Origin of the sequence: Marisediminicola sp. LYQ85, from assembly GCF_046600695.1 — a bacterium.
Taxonomy (GTDB): domain Bacteria; phylum Actinomycetota; class Actinomycetes; order Actinomycetales; family Microbacteriaceae; genus Marisediminicola.
On sequence record NZ_JBKIWO010000001.1, the window covers coordinates 369,585 to 382,650 of the forward strand.

General features: G+C 69.2%; 18 protein-coding genes. 11 read left to right on the forward strand and 7 right to left on the reverse strand.

Going from position 1 to position 13,066, the window contains the following annotated elements; genetic code table 11:
- Positions 1 to 5 precede the first annotated feature (5 nt).
- A complete protein-coding gene (locus ACLHG5_RS01670) occupies positions 6 to 983 on the reverse strand; it encodes an LLM class F420-dependent oxidoreductase (protein WP_411317680.1) in 978 nt (325 codons plus the stop codon).
- A 120-nt stretch (positions 984 to 1,103) separates the two neighbouring features.
- On the opposite strand from ACLHG5_RS01670, the gene ACLHG5_RS01675 reads away from it, so the two are divergent.
- From ACLHG5_RS01675 to ACLHG5_RS01685, 3 genes are all read left to right on the forward strand, one after another.
- Entirely contained in the window at positions 1,104 to 1,277 is a 174-nt protein-coding gene (locus tag ACLHG5_RS01675; protein WP_411315930.1) for a hypothetical protein, read from the forward strand.
- A 227-nt stretch (positions 1,278 to 1,504) separates the two neighbouring features.
- On the forward strand, positions 1,505 to 1,741 hold the full coding sequence (locus ACLHG5_RS01680) for a DUF3072 domain-containing protein (protein ID WP_411316334.1): 237 nt from the start codon (positions 1,505 to 1,507) through the stop codon (positions 1,739 to 1,741).
- Positions 1,738 to 2,007, forward strand: a complete 270-nt coding sequence (locus tag ACLHG5_RS01685) for a hypothetical protein (RefSeq protein ID WP_411315929.1) — start codon at positions 1,738 to 1,740, stop codon at positions 2,005 to 2,007. The genes ACLHG5_RS01680 and ACLHG5_RS01685 overlap by 4 nt, the downstream gene beginning before the upstream one ends.
- Before the next feature lie 101 nt (positions 2,008 to 2,108).
- On the opposite strand, the gene ACLHG5_RS01690 is transcribed toward ACLHG5_RS01685, so the two are convergent.
- Positions 2,109 to 2,312 carry a cold-shock protein gene (locus ACLHG5_RS01690; RefSeq protein WP_411315928.1) on the reverse strand — a complete coding sequence of 68 codons (204 nt, stop codon included), beginning with the start codon at positions 2,310 to 2,312 and terminating at the stop codon, positions 2,109 to 2,111.
- Positions 2,313 to 2,554: 242 nt separating this feature from the next.
- On the opposite strand from ACLHG5_RS01690, the gene ACLHG5_RS01695 reads away from it, so the two are divergent.
- Positions 2,555 to 3,400: a DUF3097 domain-containing protein gene (locus ACLHG5_RS01695; protein ID WP_411315927.1), complete on the forward strand. Its 846-nt coding sequence runs from the start codon at positions 2,555 to 2,557 to the stop codon at positions 3,398 to 3,400.
- 29 nt (positions 3,401 to 3,429) lie between these two features.
- Here ACLHG5_RS01695 and ACLHG5_RS01700 read toward each other — a convergent pair whose 3' ends face one another.
- Positions 3,430 to 4,431 (reverse strand): NADP-dependent oxidoreductase, encoded by a 1,002-nt coding sequence (locus ACLHG5_RS01700; protein ID WP_411315926.1) that lies wholly within the window; start codon positions 4,429 to 4,431, stop codon positions 3,430 to 3,432.
- A gap of 88 nt (positions 4,432 to 4,519) precedes the next feature.
- On the opposite strand from ACLHG5_RS01700, the gene ACLHG5_RS01705 reads away from it, so the two are divergent.
- From ACLHG5_RS01705 to ACLHG5_RS01735, 7 genes are all read left to right on the forward strand, one after another.
- Entirely contained in the window at positions 4,520 to 4,813 is a 294-nt protein-coding gene (locus ACLHG5_RS01705; RefSeq protein WP_411315925.1) for a hypothetical protein, read from the forward strand.
- A gap of 21 nt (positions 4,814 to 4,834) precedes the next feature.
- Positions 4,835 to 5,455: a hypothetical protein gene (locus tag ACLHG5_RS01710; protein ID WP_411315924.1), complete on the forward strand. Its 621-nt coding sequence runs from the start codon at positions 4,835 to 4,837 to the stop codon at positions 5,453 to 5,455.
- On the forward strand, positions 5,455 to 6,141 hold the full coding sequence (locus ACLHG5_RS01715; protein ID WP_411317681.1) for a DedA family protein: 687 nt from the start codon (positions 5,455 to 5,457) through the stop codon (positions 6,139 to 6,141). Before ACLHG5_RS01710 ends, ACLHG5_RS01715 begins: the two co-directional genes overlap by 1 nt.
- Entirely contained in the window at positions 6,128 to 6,655 is a 528-nt protein-coding gene (locus ACLHG5_RS01720; RefSeq protein WP_411315922.1) for a GNAT family N-acetyltransferase, read from the forward strand. The genes ACLHG5_RS01715 and ACLHG5_RS01720 overlap by 14 nt, the downstream gene beginning before the upstream one ends.
- 67 nt (positions 6,656 to 6,722) lie before the next feature.
- Positions 6,723 to 7,799: an acyl-CoA dehydrogenase gene (locus ACLHG5_RS01725; RefSeq protein ID WP_411317682.1), complete on the forward strand. Its 1,077-nt coding sequence runs from the start codon at positions 6,723 to 6,725 to the stop codon at positions 7,797 to 7,799.
- The gene (locus tag ACLHG5_RS01730) at positions 7,799 to 9,151 is read left to right on the forward strand and encodes a PIG-L family deacetylase (protein ID WP_411317683.1); all 1,353 of its coding nucleotides are present in this window, start codon (positions 7,799 to 7,801) and stop codon (positions 9,149 to 9,151) included. Before ACLHG5_RS01725 ends, ACLHG5_RS01730 begins: the two co-directional genes overlap by 1 nt.
- Positions 9,148 to 9,855, forward strand: coding sequence for a glycosyltransferase (locus ACLHG5_RS01735; RefSeq protein ID WP_411317684.1), 708 nt, complete (start codon positions 9,148 to 9,150; stop codon positions 9,853 to 9,855). Before ACLHG5_RS01730 ends, ACLHG5_RS01735 begins: the two co-directional genes overlap by 4 nt.
- On the opposite strand, the gene ACLHG5_RS01740 is transcribed toward ACLHG5_RS01735, so the two are convergent.
- The 4 genes from ACLHG5_RS01740 to ACLHG5_RS01755 form a co-directional block, all read right to left on the reverse strand.
- Complete coding sequence (locus tag ACLHG5_RS01740) at positions 9,849 to 10,382, reverse strand: metallophosphoesterase family protein (protein ID WP_411317685.1); 534 nt, start codon at positions 10,380 to 10,382, stop codon at positions 9,849 to 9,851. The two genes, ACLHG5_RS01735 and ACLHG5_RS01740, sit on opposite strands and share 7 nt — an antisense overlap.
- Positions 10,379 to 11,071 (reverse strand): DUF998 domain-containing protein, encoded by a 693-nt coding sequence (locus ACLHG5_RS01745; protein ID WP_411317686.1) that lies wholly within the window; start codon positions 11,069 to 11,071, stop codon positions 10,379 to 10,381. The genes ACLHG5_RS01740 and ACLHG5_RS01745 overlap by 4 nt, the downstream gene beginning before the upstream one ends.
- Positions 11,072 to 11,174: 103 nt before the next feature.
- Positions 11,175 to 11,732: a YceI family protein gene (locus ACLHG5_RS01750; protein WP_411315916.1), complete on the reverse strand. Its 558-nt coding sequence runs from the start codon at positions 11,730 to 11,732 to the stop codon at positions 11,175 to 11,177.
- A gap of 111 nt (positions 11,733 to 11,843) precedes the next feature.
- Positions 11,844 to 12,854 carry an aldo/keto reductase family protein gene (locus ACLHG5_RS01755; RefSeq protein ID WP_411315914.1) on the reverse strand — a complete coding sequence of 337 codons (1,011 nt, stop codon included), beginning with the start codon at positions 12,852 to 12,854 and terminating at the stop codon, positions 11,844 to 11,846.
- Between the last annotated feature and the right edge of the window lie 212 nt (positions 12,855 to 13,066).

Consider the following 13,066-nt stretch of genomic DNA (forward strand, 5'->3'; position numbering starts at 1 on the left):
AGCGATCACGACGGGCTCGCGGCCCGCAGCTTCTCGAGAAGCGGTGCCGCGGCCTCGTCGAGAAAACGCTGCTGCAGCTCGTCGCCGACCTGCACGAGGGCGATGTCGGTGAAACCAGCCTCCCAATAGGCGCTCACCGATTCGACGATCGCGTCGAGGTCGGGGCCGCACGGGATGCTCTCGGCCACGTCTTCGGGGCGCACGAACTGGGTCGCTCCCGAGAAGCCCGCGGTCGTCGGGAGATCGGCGTTGACCTTCCACCCTCCCGCGAACCAGCGGAACTGGTCGTGCGCTCGGGCGACCGCCTCGTCTTCGTCCGGACCCCAGCTGATCGGGATCTGCCCGATCTTGCGAGACCCGCCTCCGGGGTGGAGTGCATCCCACTGGGAGACGAGATCGGCGTCGGGGTCGACCGCCACGAGGTGGTCGCCGAGCGGCGCGAAGCGCTCGACCGATTGCTCGCCCGAGACGGCGAGAGCGATCGGCACTCCGTCGTCGGGAAGATCCCACACGCGAGCCGAGTCGACCCGGAAATGCTGACCCTCCCACGTGACCAGTTCGCCCGCGTGGAGCTCGCGGATGATCGTCACGGCTTCCTCGAGCATGTCCTGTCGCACAGCGACGGCGGGCCAGCCCTCCCCGATGACGTGCTCGTTGAGGTTCTCGCCCGAGCCGAGCCCGAGGGTGAACCGCCCGTCAGAGAGGAGGGCCATGGTCGCGGCTTTCTGCGCGACGACGGCGGGGTGATAGCGCATGGTCGGGCACGTGACGTAGGTCATGAGGCCCACCGTCGTCGTGGCCTGAGCAACGGCCCCGAGCACGCTCCAGGCGTAGGGCGCGTGGCCCTGCGACACGAGCCAGGGGGAGTGGTGATCGCTCGAGACTTCGAAGTCGAAGCCGGCTTTCTCGGCATCGACGGCATATCCGACGAGCTCTTTCGGCCCGCTCTGTTCGGTCATGAGGGTGTATCCGAATCGTGTCATGCGGCCACGATGCCAGCAGGAGTGGGCGCGCTCAACCGCTTGCGCTCGGCACCCGGGGGGTACTAGCTCCGCGGGCGGCTAAACTCGACGGAGCGCACTTTCGACCCGCAGAGGAAACCCATGAACGTCGTCGCCTTCGTCATCGCCGCCATCCTGTTCGTCGGCGGGATCCTGCTCTTCGGCTATGCCTGGGACGGCCTCGCGTTCGACGGCATCATGTTCTCGGCCGGTCTCGTCGCGATCACCGGGAGCATCGTCATCCCGTTCCACATCCTCAAGCGCACGGATGGATGACATCGCCCGGTGATGCGGTCGGTGGACACCGGATCCACCTGGGAGTACAACCCCTGGTCGATGTCGGACCCTCGGTCTAGCGTCGGAGTATGTCAGACACATCAGACCAGAAAGCCCCGGACCAGATCGAGTCCGAACAGATCGTCACCGAGCAGACGCTAGCCGAACGCTCCGACGCAGACCCGAACGAAGGCGCCCCGACCGTGGGCGGAACGAGCGGCGACACCCTGGGGTCGTCCGGAGACACCCTCGGAGACGCGAGCGCTCCGGCCGGCAACACCGCCGAGAAAGATCCGTCCGACTGGGTCACGGGCGACGAAGCCATGACGGGCGCGCAGCGCAGCTACCTCGACACTCTCGCGCGCGAGGCGGGCGAAGAACTGCCCGCCGACCTCACGAAGGCCGAGGCCTCCGAGCACATCGACCGCTTGCAGTCAAAGACCGGTCGGGGCCAGGGCTCGTGAAGGCGGCAGACATCCGCTGGAACGACGAGGCTCGGGCGAAGATCCTCGACGACTCCGACGCGGTGCTCCGCGGCGCCGTGCTCGATGCTGCGACGACGATGAAGGGTGAGCCGTGGGAAGACGTCTTCGCCCACCTCAACGCGGCCATGAAAGACCGGTTCATCGACTTCGAGCCCGGCCCCGACATGCGCAAATACGCCGAAGCCGTCGCCGCGGGCGAGATCGAGGCAGACGACATCGAGTCTTCGGGCGAGCCGACGAAGTAGTTCGCACCGCAGAAACACGAATGGCCCGGTTCCGAGGAACCGGGCCATTCGTGTCGTGAGTCGGATCAGTGCGATCCGATCAGCTGACGTGAGTCAGAAGATCAGAGCGAACGGATGTTCTCAGCCTGGAGACCCTTGGGGCCCTGGGCGACGTCGAACTCGACCTTCTGGTTCTCGTCGAGCGACTTGTAGCCGTTGCCCGAGATGGCGGAGAAGTGCGCGAACACGTCGGCGCTTCCGTCGTCGGGAGAGATGAAGCCGAAACCTTTTTCAGCGTTGAACCATTTGACAGTACCGGTAGTCATTGCAAGCTCCTCCTGGAGTGCTATGCGGGACCCGAACGTCGGGGCCTCGCGCCGAGGAGCCCGCAAGTCGCCCTCACTGTGAGACGCCCCAGGGGATACCCGAGGCGATTGCGACGTGCGATGCACATCAACTTCTCAGTCAAGCGTAGCCCCATCCGGACGTTTTGCACCACACCCCGACGAACACACAGTTTTCGGGGTGTCGCGAGCACGGCCACCACCGGGTCGCTTAGCCTCGCCGGATGAACGACGACAGGTACGGCAGCGACGTGCTCGCCGGGTTCTCACGCAGGCCCGCGCCGCGAATCCTGCGCGAGGTCGCCGCCGACCGCGATCTCGTGGTCGAAGAGACCGCGACCGGATTCTGCGGTGCCGTCGTGCGACTCGAGGGCAAGCTCGTCTCGCTCGAGGATTACCGCGGAGCCGTGCGCGTCTTCCCGCTCGGTCCCGGGTTCCTGCTCGAGGGCGAGCCCGTGACTCTCGTCGCCCCGCGTCGCGCCCCGACCGGCACGGCGAGGTCGGCGTCGGGCTCGTTCGCCGTCGCCGACGTTCCCGCGCGAGTCGCGTCACCGAGCCGCATCTTCGTCGAGGGTCGCCATGACGCCGAACTCGTCGAGAAGGTCTGGGGCCACGACTTGAGGGTCGAGGGCGTCGTCGTCGAATACCTCGAGGGCATCGATGATCTCGACACGATCGTGCGGGACTTCGCTCCCGGGCCCGGTCGCCGCGTCGGCGTCCTCGTCGACCACCTCGTGCCGGGGTCGAAGGAGTCTCGCATCGCCGAGGCCGTGGCGCGCGGACCGCACGGTGCGCACGTGCTCGTCGTGGGGCATCCGTTCGTCGACGTCTGGCAAGCGGTGAAACCCGCGAGAATCGGGCTCGCGGCGTGGCCGGAGGTGCCGCGCTCGATCGAGTGGAAGCACGGCATCTGTGCGGCTCTCGGATGGCCGCACGAGGACCAGGCGGATATCGCGAGGGCGTGGCAGCGCATCCTCGCCTCGGTGCGCATGTACGCCGACCTCGAGCCCGTGCTCCTGGGCCGGGTCGAAGAGCTCATCGACTTCGTCACGGTGCCGTCGAGAGCGTGACGCGCCCGCGTCGCTGATCGCGCGCGAGCTCAGGTGTTCTCGTGCAGGTCGCGGGACTTGCGGCCGCCCATGCCGTGGAACGAGTTGTCGACCGGGCGCATGCCCAGCACGATCTTTCCGCGAGCGTGGCGCTGCTCGAGATCCTCGAAGGCATCCGTGACCCTGTCGAAGGGGTAGAAGCCCGAGATGAGCACGTCGATCGTGCGCTCAGCGGCGAGTCCCGCGAGTCGGGCGAGCACGCGCGTGTGCTCGATGGCGACGTCGGCCGGCGGCCTGATGGCGCGCAGTTCGATCTCGCGGCGGTTCTCGCTCGATCGGAAACGAGTGGGCGAGACGCCGAGTTCGGCGGCGACATCGGGATTGTCGCGCCCGAAGTTGTCGATGTACGCCGTGACACCCTGCGGCGCGAGCTCGCGGATCCTCTCGGCGAGACCGTCTCCGTAGACCACGGGCTTGACCTTGATCTGGCGCAGGTAGTCGAAGTTGCGCTCGCCACACGTGCCGATGACCGTCGCGCCCGCGTGCCGCGCGAGGTGTGCCTCGATACTCCCGACCCCGCCCGCTGCCGCCGAGATGACGACGGTGTCGCCCGCCCCGACGCCGACGGCGCGCACGGCATCGTCTGCCGCGAGGCCCGCGAGGAAGAGGCTGCCTGCGACCTCCCAGGAGAGGGCCGCGGGCTTCGCGACGAGATTCGCCGAGGGTACGACCACGAAGTCGGCGTGCGAGGCCATGACCGCGTGTCCGAGCACTTCGGCGCCCCGCGCGAAGGAGGCCACCCCCTCGCCCACCGCGACGACGAGACCCGCGAAGTCGCTGCCCTGACCGACGGGGAAGTCGACGGGGAACTCGTCCCGATAGTCGCCCGCACGGAGATACGCCTCGACGTGGTTGATGCCCGCGGCGAGCACTTCGACGAGCACTTCACCCGGCCCCGGGGCCGGTCTCTCGACCTCGACGACCTCGATTCTCTCGAGACCGCCGTATTCGGCGATGCGGACTGCCCTGTTCGGTCGACGTCGAGCGCTCATAGGCGACATCCTGGCCTCCAATCCTGAGTATCCCGAGAGACATCGCAACTCGGTTCGCACTCGGCGGCCGACGTGGTTGACTTCGATCATGTCGAGTGCCTCTATCGCTGCGGTCGGAATCGGCGCACAAGTGCACGTGCGCGATGCATCCGCCGCCGACGTCTGCCCCTGGCCGGGCGAGCCGACCGGGATCGTCGTGCGGTCGGCGGGCTCGGCCCTCGCGGGAGTGTGGGGACGCAGTGTCGGCCGGGTGTGGTGGGTCGAGTTCGACGAGCCGCAGACGCGCTCCGACGGTGAGGGACCGTTTCTCTCGGCCCCCGTGCACGAGAAGTACCTCGAGCTCGCACCCCCGCTGCTCGGCGACGCGTGGGCGCTCTCCTGAGCGCAGAAACGGAGAAATGACATGGGTTTCCTCGACAGACTGCTCGGCAGAGACGAGTCCGAATCCCCCCGCACCTCGGCGACGGCGTCGCCGGCAGCGGCGCGATCGGATGACGAGATCGCGGTCGAGCGCTACCGGTACCTCTTGCGTACCGCACCGCCCGAGACGATCGAGAGCGTGCACACCGAGGCCTTCGGAAAGCTGACGTCGGAGCAGCGCGATCTGCTCTTCGCCCAGTTGAGTGCGAACGCGACCGAGTCGGAGCGTCCCGCCGACGCCGCGCCCGCGAGCCTCGCGAAGGCCGCCACACGATCAGAGCTCCGCGAGCCCGGCTCTCTCGAGCGGGCGTTCGGCGGAGCAAACGGTTCGGCTCGCGACGGAGCGGGTCGCGCGCAGAACGGCCCCGGTTTCGGGTCGATCGTCGGCGGCTCGCTTCTCGGGTCCGTCGCGGGCTACGTGATCGGCTCCGCCCTCGTCGGCGCATTCCTCCCGCCCATCGACCCCGCGACGGAGGCGGGAGCCGACGGTGGCACCGAGAGCGGTGCCGAGTCGGGTGATGCCGCGGGCGACTCGGGCGGTGACTTCGGAGGCGGTGACTTCGGAGGCGGCGGCGACTTCGGTGGGGGAGACTTCGGCTTCTGATGCATCCGCTCTTCCTCCTCGCATCGTCGTCGTCGGCGGCGGCGGACGACCTCTCCGGTCTCGTCGGCATCGCGGCGCGCATCATCGCCGCGCTCGGTGAAGTGGGTGTCGGCCTCCTGACCCTCGTCGAGACGGTCTTCCCTCCCATTCCGAGCGAGGTCATCCTGCCTCTCGCGGGGTTCCTCGCCAACACGGGGGATCTCGACTTCGCGCTCGTGCTCGTGAGCGCGACCGCCGGGAGTTATCTCGGAGCACTCGCCCTGTACTACCTCGGGCTCTGGGTCGGTGAGGAGCGCACGATCCGCGTGCTGTCGCGATTGCCTCTCGTCGATCGGGAGGATTTCGAGCGGGCATCCGGCTGGTTCTCGCGGCACGGTCGTTCGGCCGTCTTCTTCGGCAGGCTCATCCCCGGCGTCCGTAGCCTCATCTCTCTGCCCGCGGGTGCCGCGCGCATGCCGGTCGGGGTCTTCTCCGTGTTCACCGTCGGCGGCAGCCTCGCGTGGAACGCCTTCCTCGTGGGGGGAGGGTTCGCTCTCGGGACGCAGTACGAGCTCGTGGATCGGTATTCCGGCGTGCTCGACGTCGTCGTGATCGCCGCGATCGTGGTCGTCGTCGTGCTCCTTGTCGTGCGCAGGGTGCGCAAGGGGCGCGCGGTGACAGCGGGGGGCGACGATGCGCATTCGTGAACTCGTCGACACCGACCTCGAGCGCATCACGGCGCTCAACAACGCGGCGGTGCCGGCGGTGCCCCTCACCGACGTCGACGAGATGCGCGGGCTCGTCGCCCGGAGCGACCATGCCTTCGCGGCGGTCGACGACGAGAGCCCCGACCTCGTCGCCGGTTTCGTGATCGGGTTCGAGCCCGGGCGCGACTACGCGAGCGAGAACTACGTGTACTTCGATGCGCGATCGCGCGACTTCACCTACGTCGACCGCATCGTCGTGGATGCCGCGGATCGCGGTCGTGGCGTGGGGCGCGCGCTCTACCGGGAGGTGTTCGATCGCGCGCGCGCCGCCGATCGCCGGGAGGTGACGTGCGAGGTCAACGTCGAGCCGCCCAACCCGTCGTCCCTCGCCTTCCACGCCGCGCGAGGGTTCGTCGAGGTCGGTCGTCAGTCGACGAAGGGCGGAACCGTCGTCGTGGCGCTTCTCGCCGCGCGCGTCGGCGACGGCGCCTCCGACGCCCTCCCGCTCGCGTGACCTAGCTCACTCCGGGCTCGCCCGCAACGGCGCGCGCCCGCGCGATGTCGTCCGTTAGATTGACGACGTGATCGACGACGCCCTCTCCCGCAGGGCTGCGCTCGGTGTCGCCCTTCTCCCTGGTTCGCCTCTCGACTCCGCGGATCTCGACCGCCTCGTGCGCTGGCGCGACGACGCGCGGCTCCGGGCCGGCGACGCGGCGGAAGCCCTCGCTCTCGCCCGTGACATCGCACCGCACGTCGGCGGGGGCGTGTCGACGGCCACGCGGTGGAGCGCTCTCGCGACGATCGCCCGGGCCGACCTGACCGTCGCGCGCGCCGTCGAACCCCACCTCGACGCCCAAGACATCCTCGCGACCGCGACGGCCGTCGACCTCGCGGCGATCGGCGCCGGACCGTCGAGCACGTGGGGGGTCTTCGCCGCCGAGTCACCCGACACGCGGCTCGAGGCGCAGGACCGACCGCCCGCAGCCCGGCTCTCGGGCACGAAGCCGTGGTGTTCTCTCGCCGGTCGGCTCAGCCACGCTCTCGTGACGGCGCACACCGACCGCGGTTCGCGCGCGCTCTTCGCCGTCGCTCTCGGATCCGCCGCCATCACCGTGCGCGACGACGCCTGGGTGGCGCGCGGACTCTCGGGAGTGCCGAGCGGCCCCGTCGACTTCCACGACGTTTCCGCGGTGCCCGTGGGCGCCGACGGCTGGTATCTCGAGCGGGCGGGGTTCGCGTGGGGTGGCATCGGTGTCGCGGCGATCTGGTGGGGCGGGGCCCTCGGGCTCGCCGACAGTCTCGCGCGCTCGGCGACGACGCGAGAGCCCGACCAGATCGCCCTCTCCCATCTCGGTGCCGTCGACGCCGCTCTGCACGCGGCAGGGGTCTCGCTCGCTCACGCCGCGGCGATCGTCGACGCGGGGGGCGCGACGAGGTCGGAGGCGCGCATCCTCGCTGCTCGCACGCGGTCGATCGTCGCGAGGGCGGTCGAGGAGACCCTCTCGCGGTGCGGGCACTCGCTCGGCCCCGCGCCCCTCGCCCTCGACGCGGAGCACGCGCGTCGGGTCGCCGACCTCACCCTGTATGTGCGCCAGCATCACGCCGAGCGGGACGACGCGGCACTCGGCCGCGCGCTCGTGACCGAGGGAGCCCGATGATGGATTTCGACCACCGCACCGAGGGGACCGCCGACGAGGTGTGGCTCGCGGCGCCGCAGTGGGCCGAGGTCCCCGCCCTCGTGCTCACCGACCTCGCGAGGCTCGTCGTCGTGTCGGCGCACCCCGACGACGAATCACTCGGCGCGAGCGGGCTCATCATCCACGCGGCCCAGCTCGGCGTGCCCGTGCACGTCGTCGTCGCGACGAACGGGGACGCCTCGCATCCCGACTCTCCGTCGACGACACCGGCCGAGCTCGCCGCGGTGCGTCGCGCCGAGCTGCTCTCGGCGGTGCAACACCTCGCCCCCGGGGCATCCGTCGATTTCCTCGAGCTCCCGGACGGTCGATTGAGGGAGCACGTGGACACCCTCGCGGCGCACCTCGGGTCGCTCGAGCTCGGGCCGCGCGACCTCATCGTCGCGCCGTGGCGCGGGGACGGCCACGGCGACCACGAGGCGGCGGGCGCGACGGCAGGCAGGATCGCACGCAATCGCGGCGCGCAAGTGCTCGAGTACCCCGTGTGGATGTGGCACTGGGCGACACCGACTGATGCCCGCGTGCCCTGGTCGCGGCTCGTGACACTCGCGCTCACCGAGGAGCAGCAGGAGCGCAAAGAACTCGCGATTCGCGCCCACACGAGCCAGAATGCTCCGCTCTCCGACGCGCCGGGAGACGAAGTGCTCCTCGGCGACCGATTCCACGACCACTTCTGCCGACCGTTCGAGGTCTTCGTCACCCCGCTCGGGAGCGCGACCCTCTCGAGCAGCTTCTTCAGCGATTTCTACGAGGGCAAGAGCGACCCGTGGGGATTCGAGACGCGGTGGTACGAGATCCGCAAGCGCCAGCTGACGGTCGCGTCGCTCCCGCGCCCCCTCTTCGCGTCGGGGCTCGAGATCGGGTGCTCGATCGGCGTGCTCACCGCCGACCTCGCCGGGCGATGCGCGAGCCTGCTCGCGACGGACATCGCCGAGCAACCGATCGCGACAGCGCGGGCGCGACTCATCGAGCAGAACCACGTCGAGATCACGCGAGCAGACGTGCCGACCGAGTGGCCTGACGGACAGTTCGATCTCGTCGTCGTCTCCGAGGTCGCCTACTACTGGAGCGCCGAGGATCTCGATCGGGTGCTCGAACGCATCGCCCTCGCTCTCACGCCCGACGGGGTCGTCGTCGCGTGCCACTGGCGCCACCCCGTCGAGGGCTACCCGCAGCGCGGTGACGACGTGCATCGCGCGTTCCGCGAGCACCCCGCGCTCGCGCTCCTGTCGGAGCACCGTGAAGACGACTTCCTCCTCGACGTGTTCGTGCGGCCCCCCGCTCTCTCGGTCGCGGCCGAGACGGGGCTGGTGTGAGCGCTCGCGCGACAGGCATCCGATCGGTCGCCGTCGTCGTGCCCGTGCGCAACGAGGAGGCTCTGCTCGGAGCGAGTCTCGACGCGATCGACGCGGCCATCGACGAGGTGCGGCGGTCGCCCACATGGCGATCGGTCGAGATCGTCATCGTCGTCGTGCTCGACGACTGCACCGACGGATCAGCGTCGATAGCCCGCGAGCGTGAGGGTGTCGTCGTCGTCGAGGTCTCCTTCCGCTGTGTCGGCGCGGTGCGGGCTCACGGCACCGCGCACGCGCTCGGTGCCACCCGCGTCCACCCCGCGGCACTGTGGCTCGCGCACACCGACGGCGACTCGCGCGTTCCGCGCGAGTGGATCACGAGCCAGCTCGATCACGCCGCGACGGGCGCGACCGTCGTGCTCGGCTCCATCCGTCCCGATCCCGCCGACCTCACGCCGGCGCAAGTGCACACCTGGCAGCTGCGGGCAGAGTCGGATGACGCGCTGCACGTCTACGGAGCGAACCTCGGGGTGCGAGCCGACGTCTACCTCGAGGCGGGTGGATTCCACGCTCTCGCCGAGCATGAAGACGCCGACCTCGTCGACCGGCTGCGCTGCCGCGACGCGCGCATCGCGCGAGCGGCGGGAGGGCCCGTCGTCACGTCGGCACGCACGTCGGGGCGAACGCCGGGAGGGTTCGCGGCCTACGTGCGCGAGAACTACTGAACCGGAGCGGCAGCCGCGACGCCGACTCGGGGCACGACGTGCACCGCGACATCCGCGATTACGCCGTCGTGCACGGTCGCCGACATGTACGTGCAGTGCGGTTGCCGTCGTCGGTCGGTGGGGGAGCCGGGGTTGAGGAGCCGGAGACCGTTCGGCGTCGTGGTGTCCCACGGGATGTGGCTGTGGCCGAAGACGAGCACGTCGGTGTCGGGGAAGGCGAGGTCTGCGCGGGTCTCCCGCCCCTCACGAGCTCCCGTCTCGTGGGTGACGGCGAAGCGCACCCGCTCGACCGCGAATCGCGCGGTCTCGGGCAGTCGCGCGCGCAGCTCGGCGCCGTCGTTGTTGCCCCACACCCCGACGAGTCGGGTCGCCGCCGCCTCGACCCGATCGAGGGTGGCGACATCCACCCAGTCACCCGCGTGAACGACGAGGTCGGCAGCCCGGATCGCGGTCCACAGCGGTTCGGCGAGGTCGCGCGCGCGCTTCGGCAGGTGGGTGTCGGAGAGGAGCACGAGCCTCACGCTCACGACTCCGCCGCGATTCGGGCGCGTGCCCGACGCTCGAGGGAGCCTCGCACGAGAAGCCCGACACCCGTGCCGATCGTGAAGGTGTTGAGCGGGTAGACCGCGACGCGCTCGACGAGCCCGATGCCGATGCCGAGCGGGTCACCGAGCGCGAGGGCGACCGCAGCGACGATGCCGATGACCGCGATGACGATCACCCCGAGCGCGTAGCCGCGCCACGCGGGGAGGGCGAGGGCGAAGATGCCGAGGAGGAGGATTCCGACGTTGCCGGGGCCGATCGCGAGGGTCGCCGCGAGCACGTGCAGTCCGTTGAGTCCTGCGTCGTAGAGGGCGAGACTCTGGTGGAAGACCCCGACGAAGAAGGTTCCGACACCGGACACGACGAGCAACGAGGCGACGAGCACGCGTTGTGCCGCCTCGGCGAAGAGGATGCGTGTGACGAGAACGCCGCCGATCGTGAAGACCGTGCCCTGCACCATGAATCCGGCGTTCATGAGCGGATGCAGCGGGGAGCACAGTCTGTCGCCGTCGACGGTCGCGCAGTCCGCGAAACCGAGGTCGGAGATGTAGTTGCGCGCCCAGTCGTAGGGCGGATCGACCCACGCGGCTGCGGAGACGAACTCGAACACGAGGTAGACGAGACCGAACAGGAGAACGACGCCCGCGGTGCGTTGGCGTCGGGCGGGAGTCATCTCCCCACTGTAAGTGCGACGAGAGCACCGACTCGCTGCCCGGGAGGGCGGAGTCGGTGCTCTCGGGTGCTGCCTCGGATGAGGCGAGCGGGGGTGCGCGAGGTTACGCCTGGAGGGCGACCTGAGCGTCGATCGAGATCGTGACCTTGTCTCCGAGGGTCAGTCCGCCGGCCTCGACGGCCGCGTTCCAGCTCACACCGAAGTCGTGACGGTTGATGTCGGTCGTGAACTCGGCACCGGCGACGGTCTGGCCGTATCCGTTGACGATGACTCCGCCGAACTCGCCGCGGAAGGTCACGGGCTTGGTGACGCCACGGAGGGTGAGGTCGCCGTCGATGAGCCACTCGTCGCCGTCGTTGCGCACGCCGGTCGAGACGAACTCGATCGTGGGGTACTGGTCGATGGCGAAGAAGTCGCTCGTGTGGAGGTGGCCGTCGCGGTCCTTCTGGCCGGTCGTGACCGAGGCCACGTCGATCGTCGCGGTGAGCGTCGTGTCGAGCGGGTCGTCGGTCGTCACGACCGTGACGTCGAAGGTGCCGAAGGAGCCCTTGACCTTGGAGATCGCGAGGTGGCGCACCGAGAAGGTGATGGCCGAGTGGGTGGGGTCGAGCTTCCAGGTTCCGGCGACGTATCCGGGAATCGATTCTGCGGTGATGGTCATGGTGACTTCTTTCTCGAAGGGGACAGGGGCGGCGCTGAGCGCACGATTCTATGCAATCGCATCGACCGCGACTCTATTCCCACACGAGCGCGACTCGTGCACGCGCGGCCGTCAGGAGGGGCGCGATGTCGGCGCGGTGTCGCGCGTGCGCTGCGGGTCGTACTCGGCGAGCGAGCCGATGACCGAGTCGATTCGCTCTTGCGTCTCGAGCGAGAGGGGGACTCCCGCGGCCTTGACGTTCGACGTCACCTGCTCGGGTCGCGAGGCCCCGATGATCGCCGACGCGACGTTCGAATTGCGCAGCACCCACGCGATCGCCAGCTGGGCGAGATCGAGCCCGACATCCTTCGCGATGGGCTTGAGGCCCTGCACAGCCGAGAGCACGTCGTCGGTCATGAATCGCTTGATCATGTCGGCCCCGCCCTTGGAGTCGGTCGCGCGTGACCCCTTCGGGAGCGACCCTCCCGGCTTGTACTTGCCGGTCAACACGCCCTGAGCGATGGGGGACCAGACGATCTGGCTGATGCCGAGTTCGCGCGAGGTCGGTTCGACCTCCCCCTCGATCACGCGCCAGAGCATCGAGTACTGGGGCTGGTTCGAGATGAGCTGGAAACCGAGCTCGGTCGCGAGCGCGTGGCCCGCGCGCAGCTGGTCGGCGTCCCACTCCGACACACCGATGTAGAGCGCCTTGCCTTGGCGCACGACGTCGGCGAAAGCCTGCATGGTCTCTTCGAGAGGCGTCTCGGTGTCGAACCGGTGCGCCTGGTAGAGGTCGACGTGATCGGTCCTGAGCCTCGAGAGCGATCCGTCGATCGACTCCATGATGTGTTTGCGGGAGAGACCCGAGTCGTTCGGTCCCTTCGGACCGGTCGGCCAGTAGACCTTCGTGAAGATCTCGAGAGACTCACGACGTTCGCCCTTGAGGGCCTTGCCGAGCACCTTCTCGGCCGCGGTGTTCGCGTAGGCGTCCGCGGTGTCGAAGCTCGTGATACCCGAGTCGAGGGCGGCGCGCACGCACTGCAGGGCGGTGTCGTTCTCCACTTGCGAGCCGTGGGTCAGCCAGTTGCCGTAGGTGATCTCCGAGACTTTGAGTCCGCTGTTTCCGAGGTATCTGAATTCCATGGGTCAACGTTACGCGCCGGTCCCGCCTTCCGCTCCGCTCTCGCGTGGCCTACTGTGGGGAGGTCGGCGCACCACGATGGCCGGCACGCTCGCCCCCGCCAGCGATGAGATGCCCCGCTCTCGTCTGGCGCACGAACCGTGTGCGCCGACTACCAGAAACCGGTCCCGTTCTGCCTTCCCACCGCTCCACGTCACTCGTTCCGAAGAGAGCC

Bases quoted from the DNA above. Each gene is read 5' to 3' on its own strand.
- ACLHG5_RS01710 (WP_411315924.1), top strand. From the start codon at position 4,835: ATGGGTTTCCTCGACAGACTGCTCGGCAGAGACGAGTCCGAATCCCCC.
- ACLHG5_RS01690 (WP_411315928.1), bottom strand. From the start codon at position 2,312: ATGACTACCGGTACTGTCAAATGGTTCAACGCTGAAAAAGGTTTCGGC.
- ACLHG5_RS01720 (WP_411315922.1), top strand. From the start codon at position 6,128: ATGCGCATTCGTGAACTCGTCGACACCGACCTCGAGCGCATCACGGCG.
- ACLHG5_RS01730 (WP_411317683.1), top strand. From the start codon at position 7,799: ATGGATTTCGACCACCGCACCGAGGGGACCGCCGACGAGGTGTGGCTC.
- ACLHG5_RS01745 (WP_411317686.1), bottom strand. From the start codon at position 11,071: ATGACTCCCGCCCGACGCCAACGCACCGCGGGCGTCGTTCTCCTGTTC.
- ACLHG5_RS01750 (WP_411315916.1), bottom strand. From the start codon at position 11,732: ATGACCATCACCGCAGAATCGATTCCCGGATACGTCGCCGGAACCTGG.
- ACLHG5_RS01675 (WP_411315930.1), top strand. From the start codon at position 1,104: ATGAACGTCGTCGCCTTCGTCATCGCCGCCATCCTGTTCGTCGGCGGG.
- ACLHG5_RS01695 (WP_411315927.1), top strand. From the start codon at position 2,555: ATGAACGACGACAGGTACGGCAGCGACGTGCTCGCCGGGTTCTCACGC.
- ACLHG5_RS01755 (WP_411315914.1), bottom strand. From the start codon at position 12,854: ATGGAATTCAGATACCTCGGAAACAGCGGACTCAAAGTCTCGGAGATC.
- ACLHG5_RS01700 (WP_411315926.1), bottom strand. From the start codon at position 4,431: ATGAGCGCTCGACGTCGACCGAACAGGGCAGTCCGCATCGCCGAATAC.
- ACLHG5_RS01705 (WP_411315925.1), top strand. From the start codon at position 4,520: ATGTCGAGTGCCTCTATCGCTGCGGTCGGAATCGGCGCACAAGTGCAC.
- ACLHG5_RS01715 (WP_411317681.1), top strand. From the start codon at position 5,455: ATGCATCCGCTCTTCCTCCTCGCATCGTCGTCGTCGGCGGCGGCGGAC.
- ACLHG5_RS01670 (WP_411317680.1), bottom strand. From the start codon at position 983: ATGACACGATTCGGATACACCCTCATGACCGAACAGAGCGGGCCGAAA.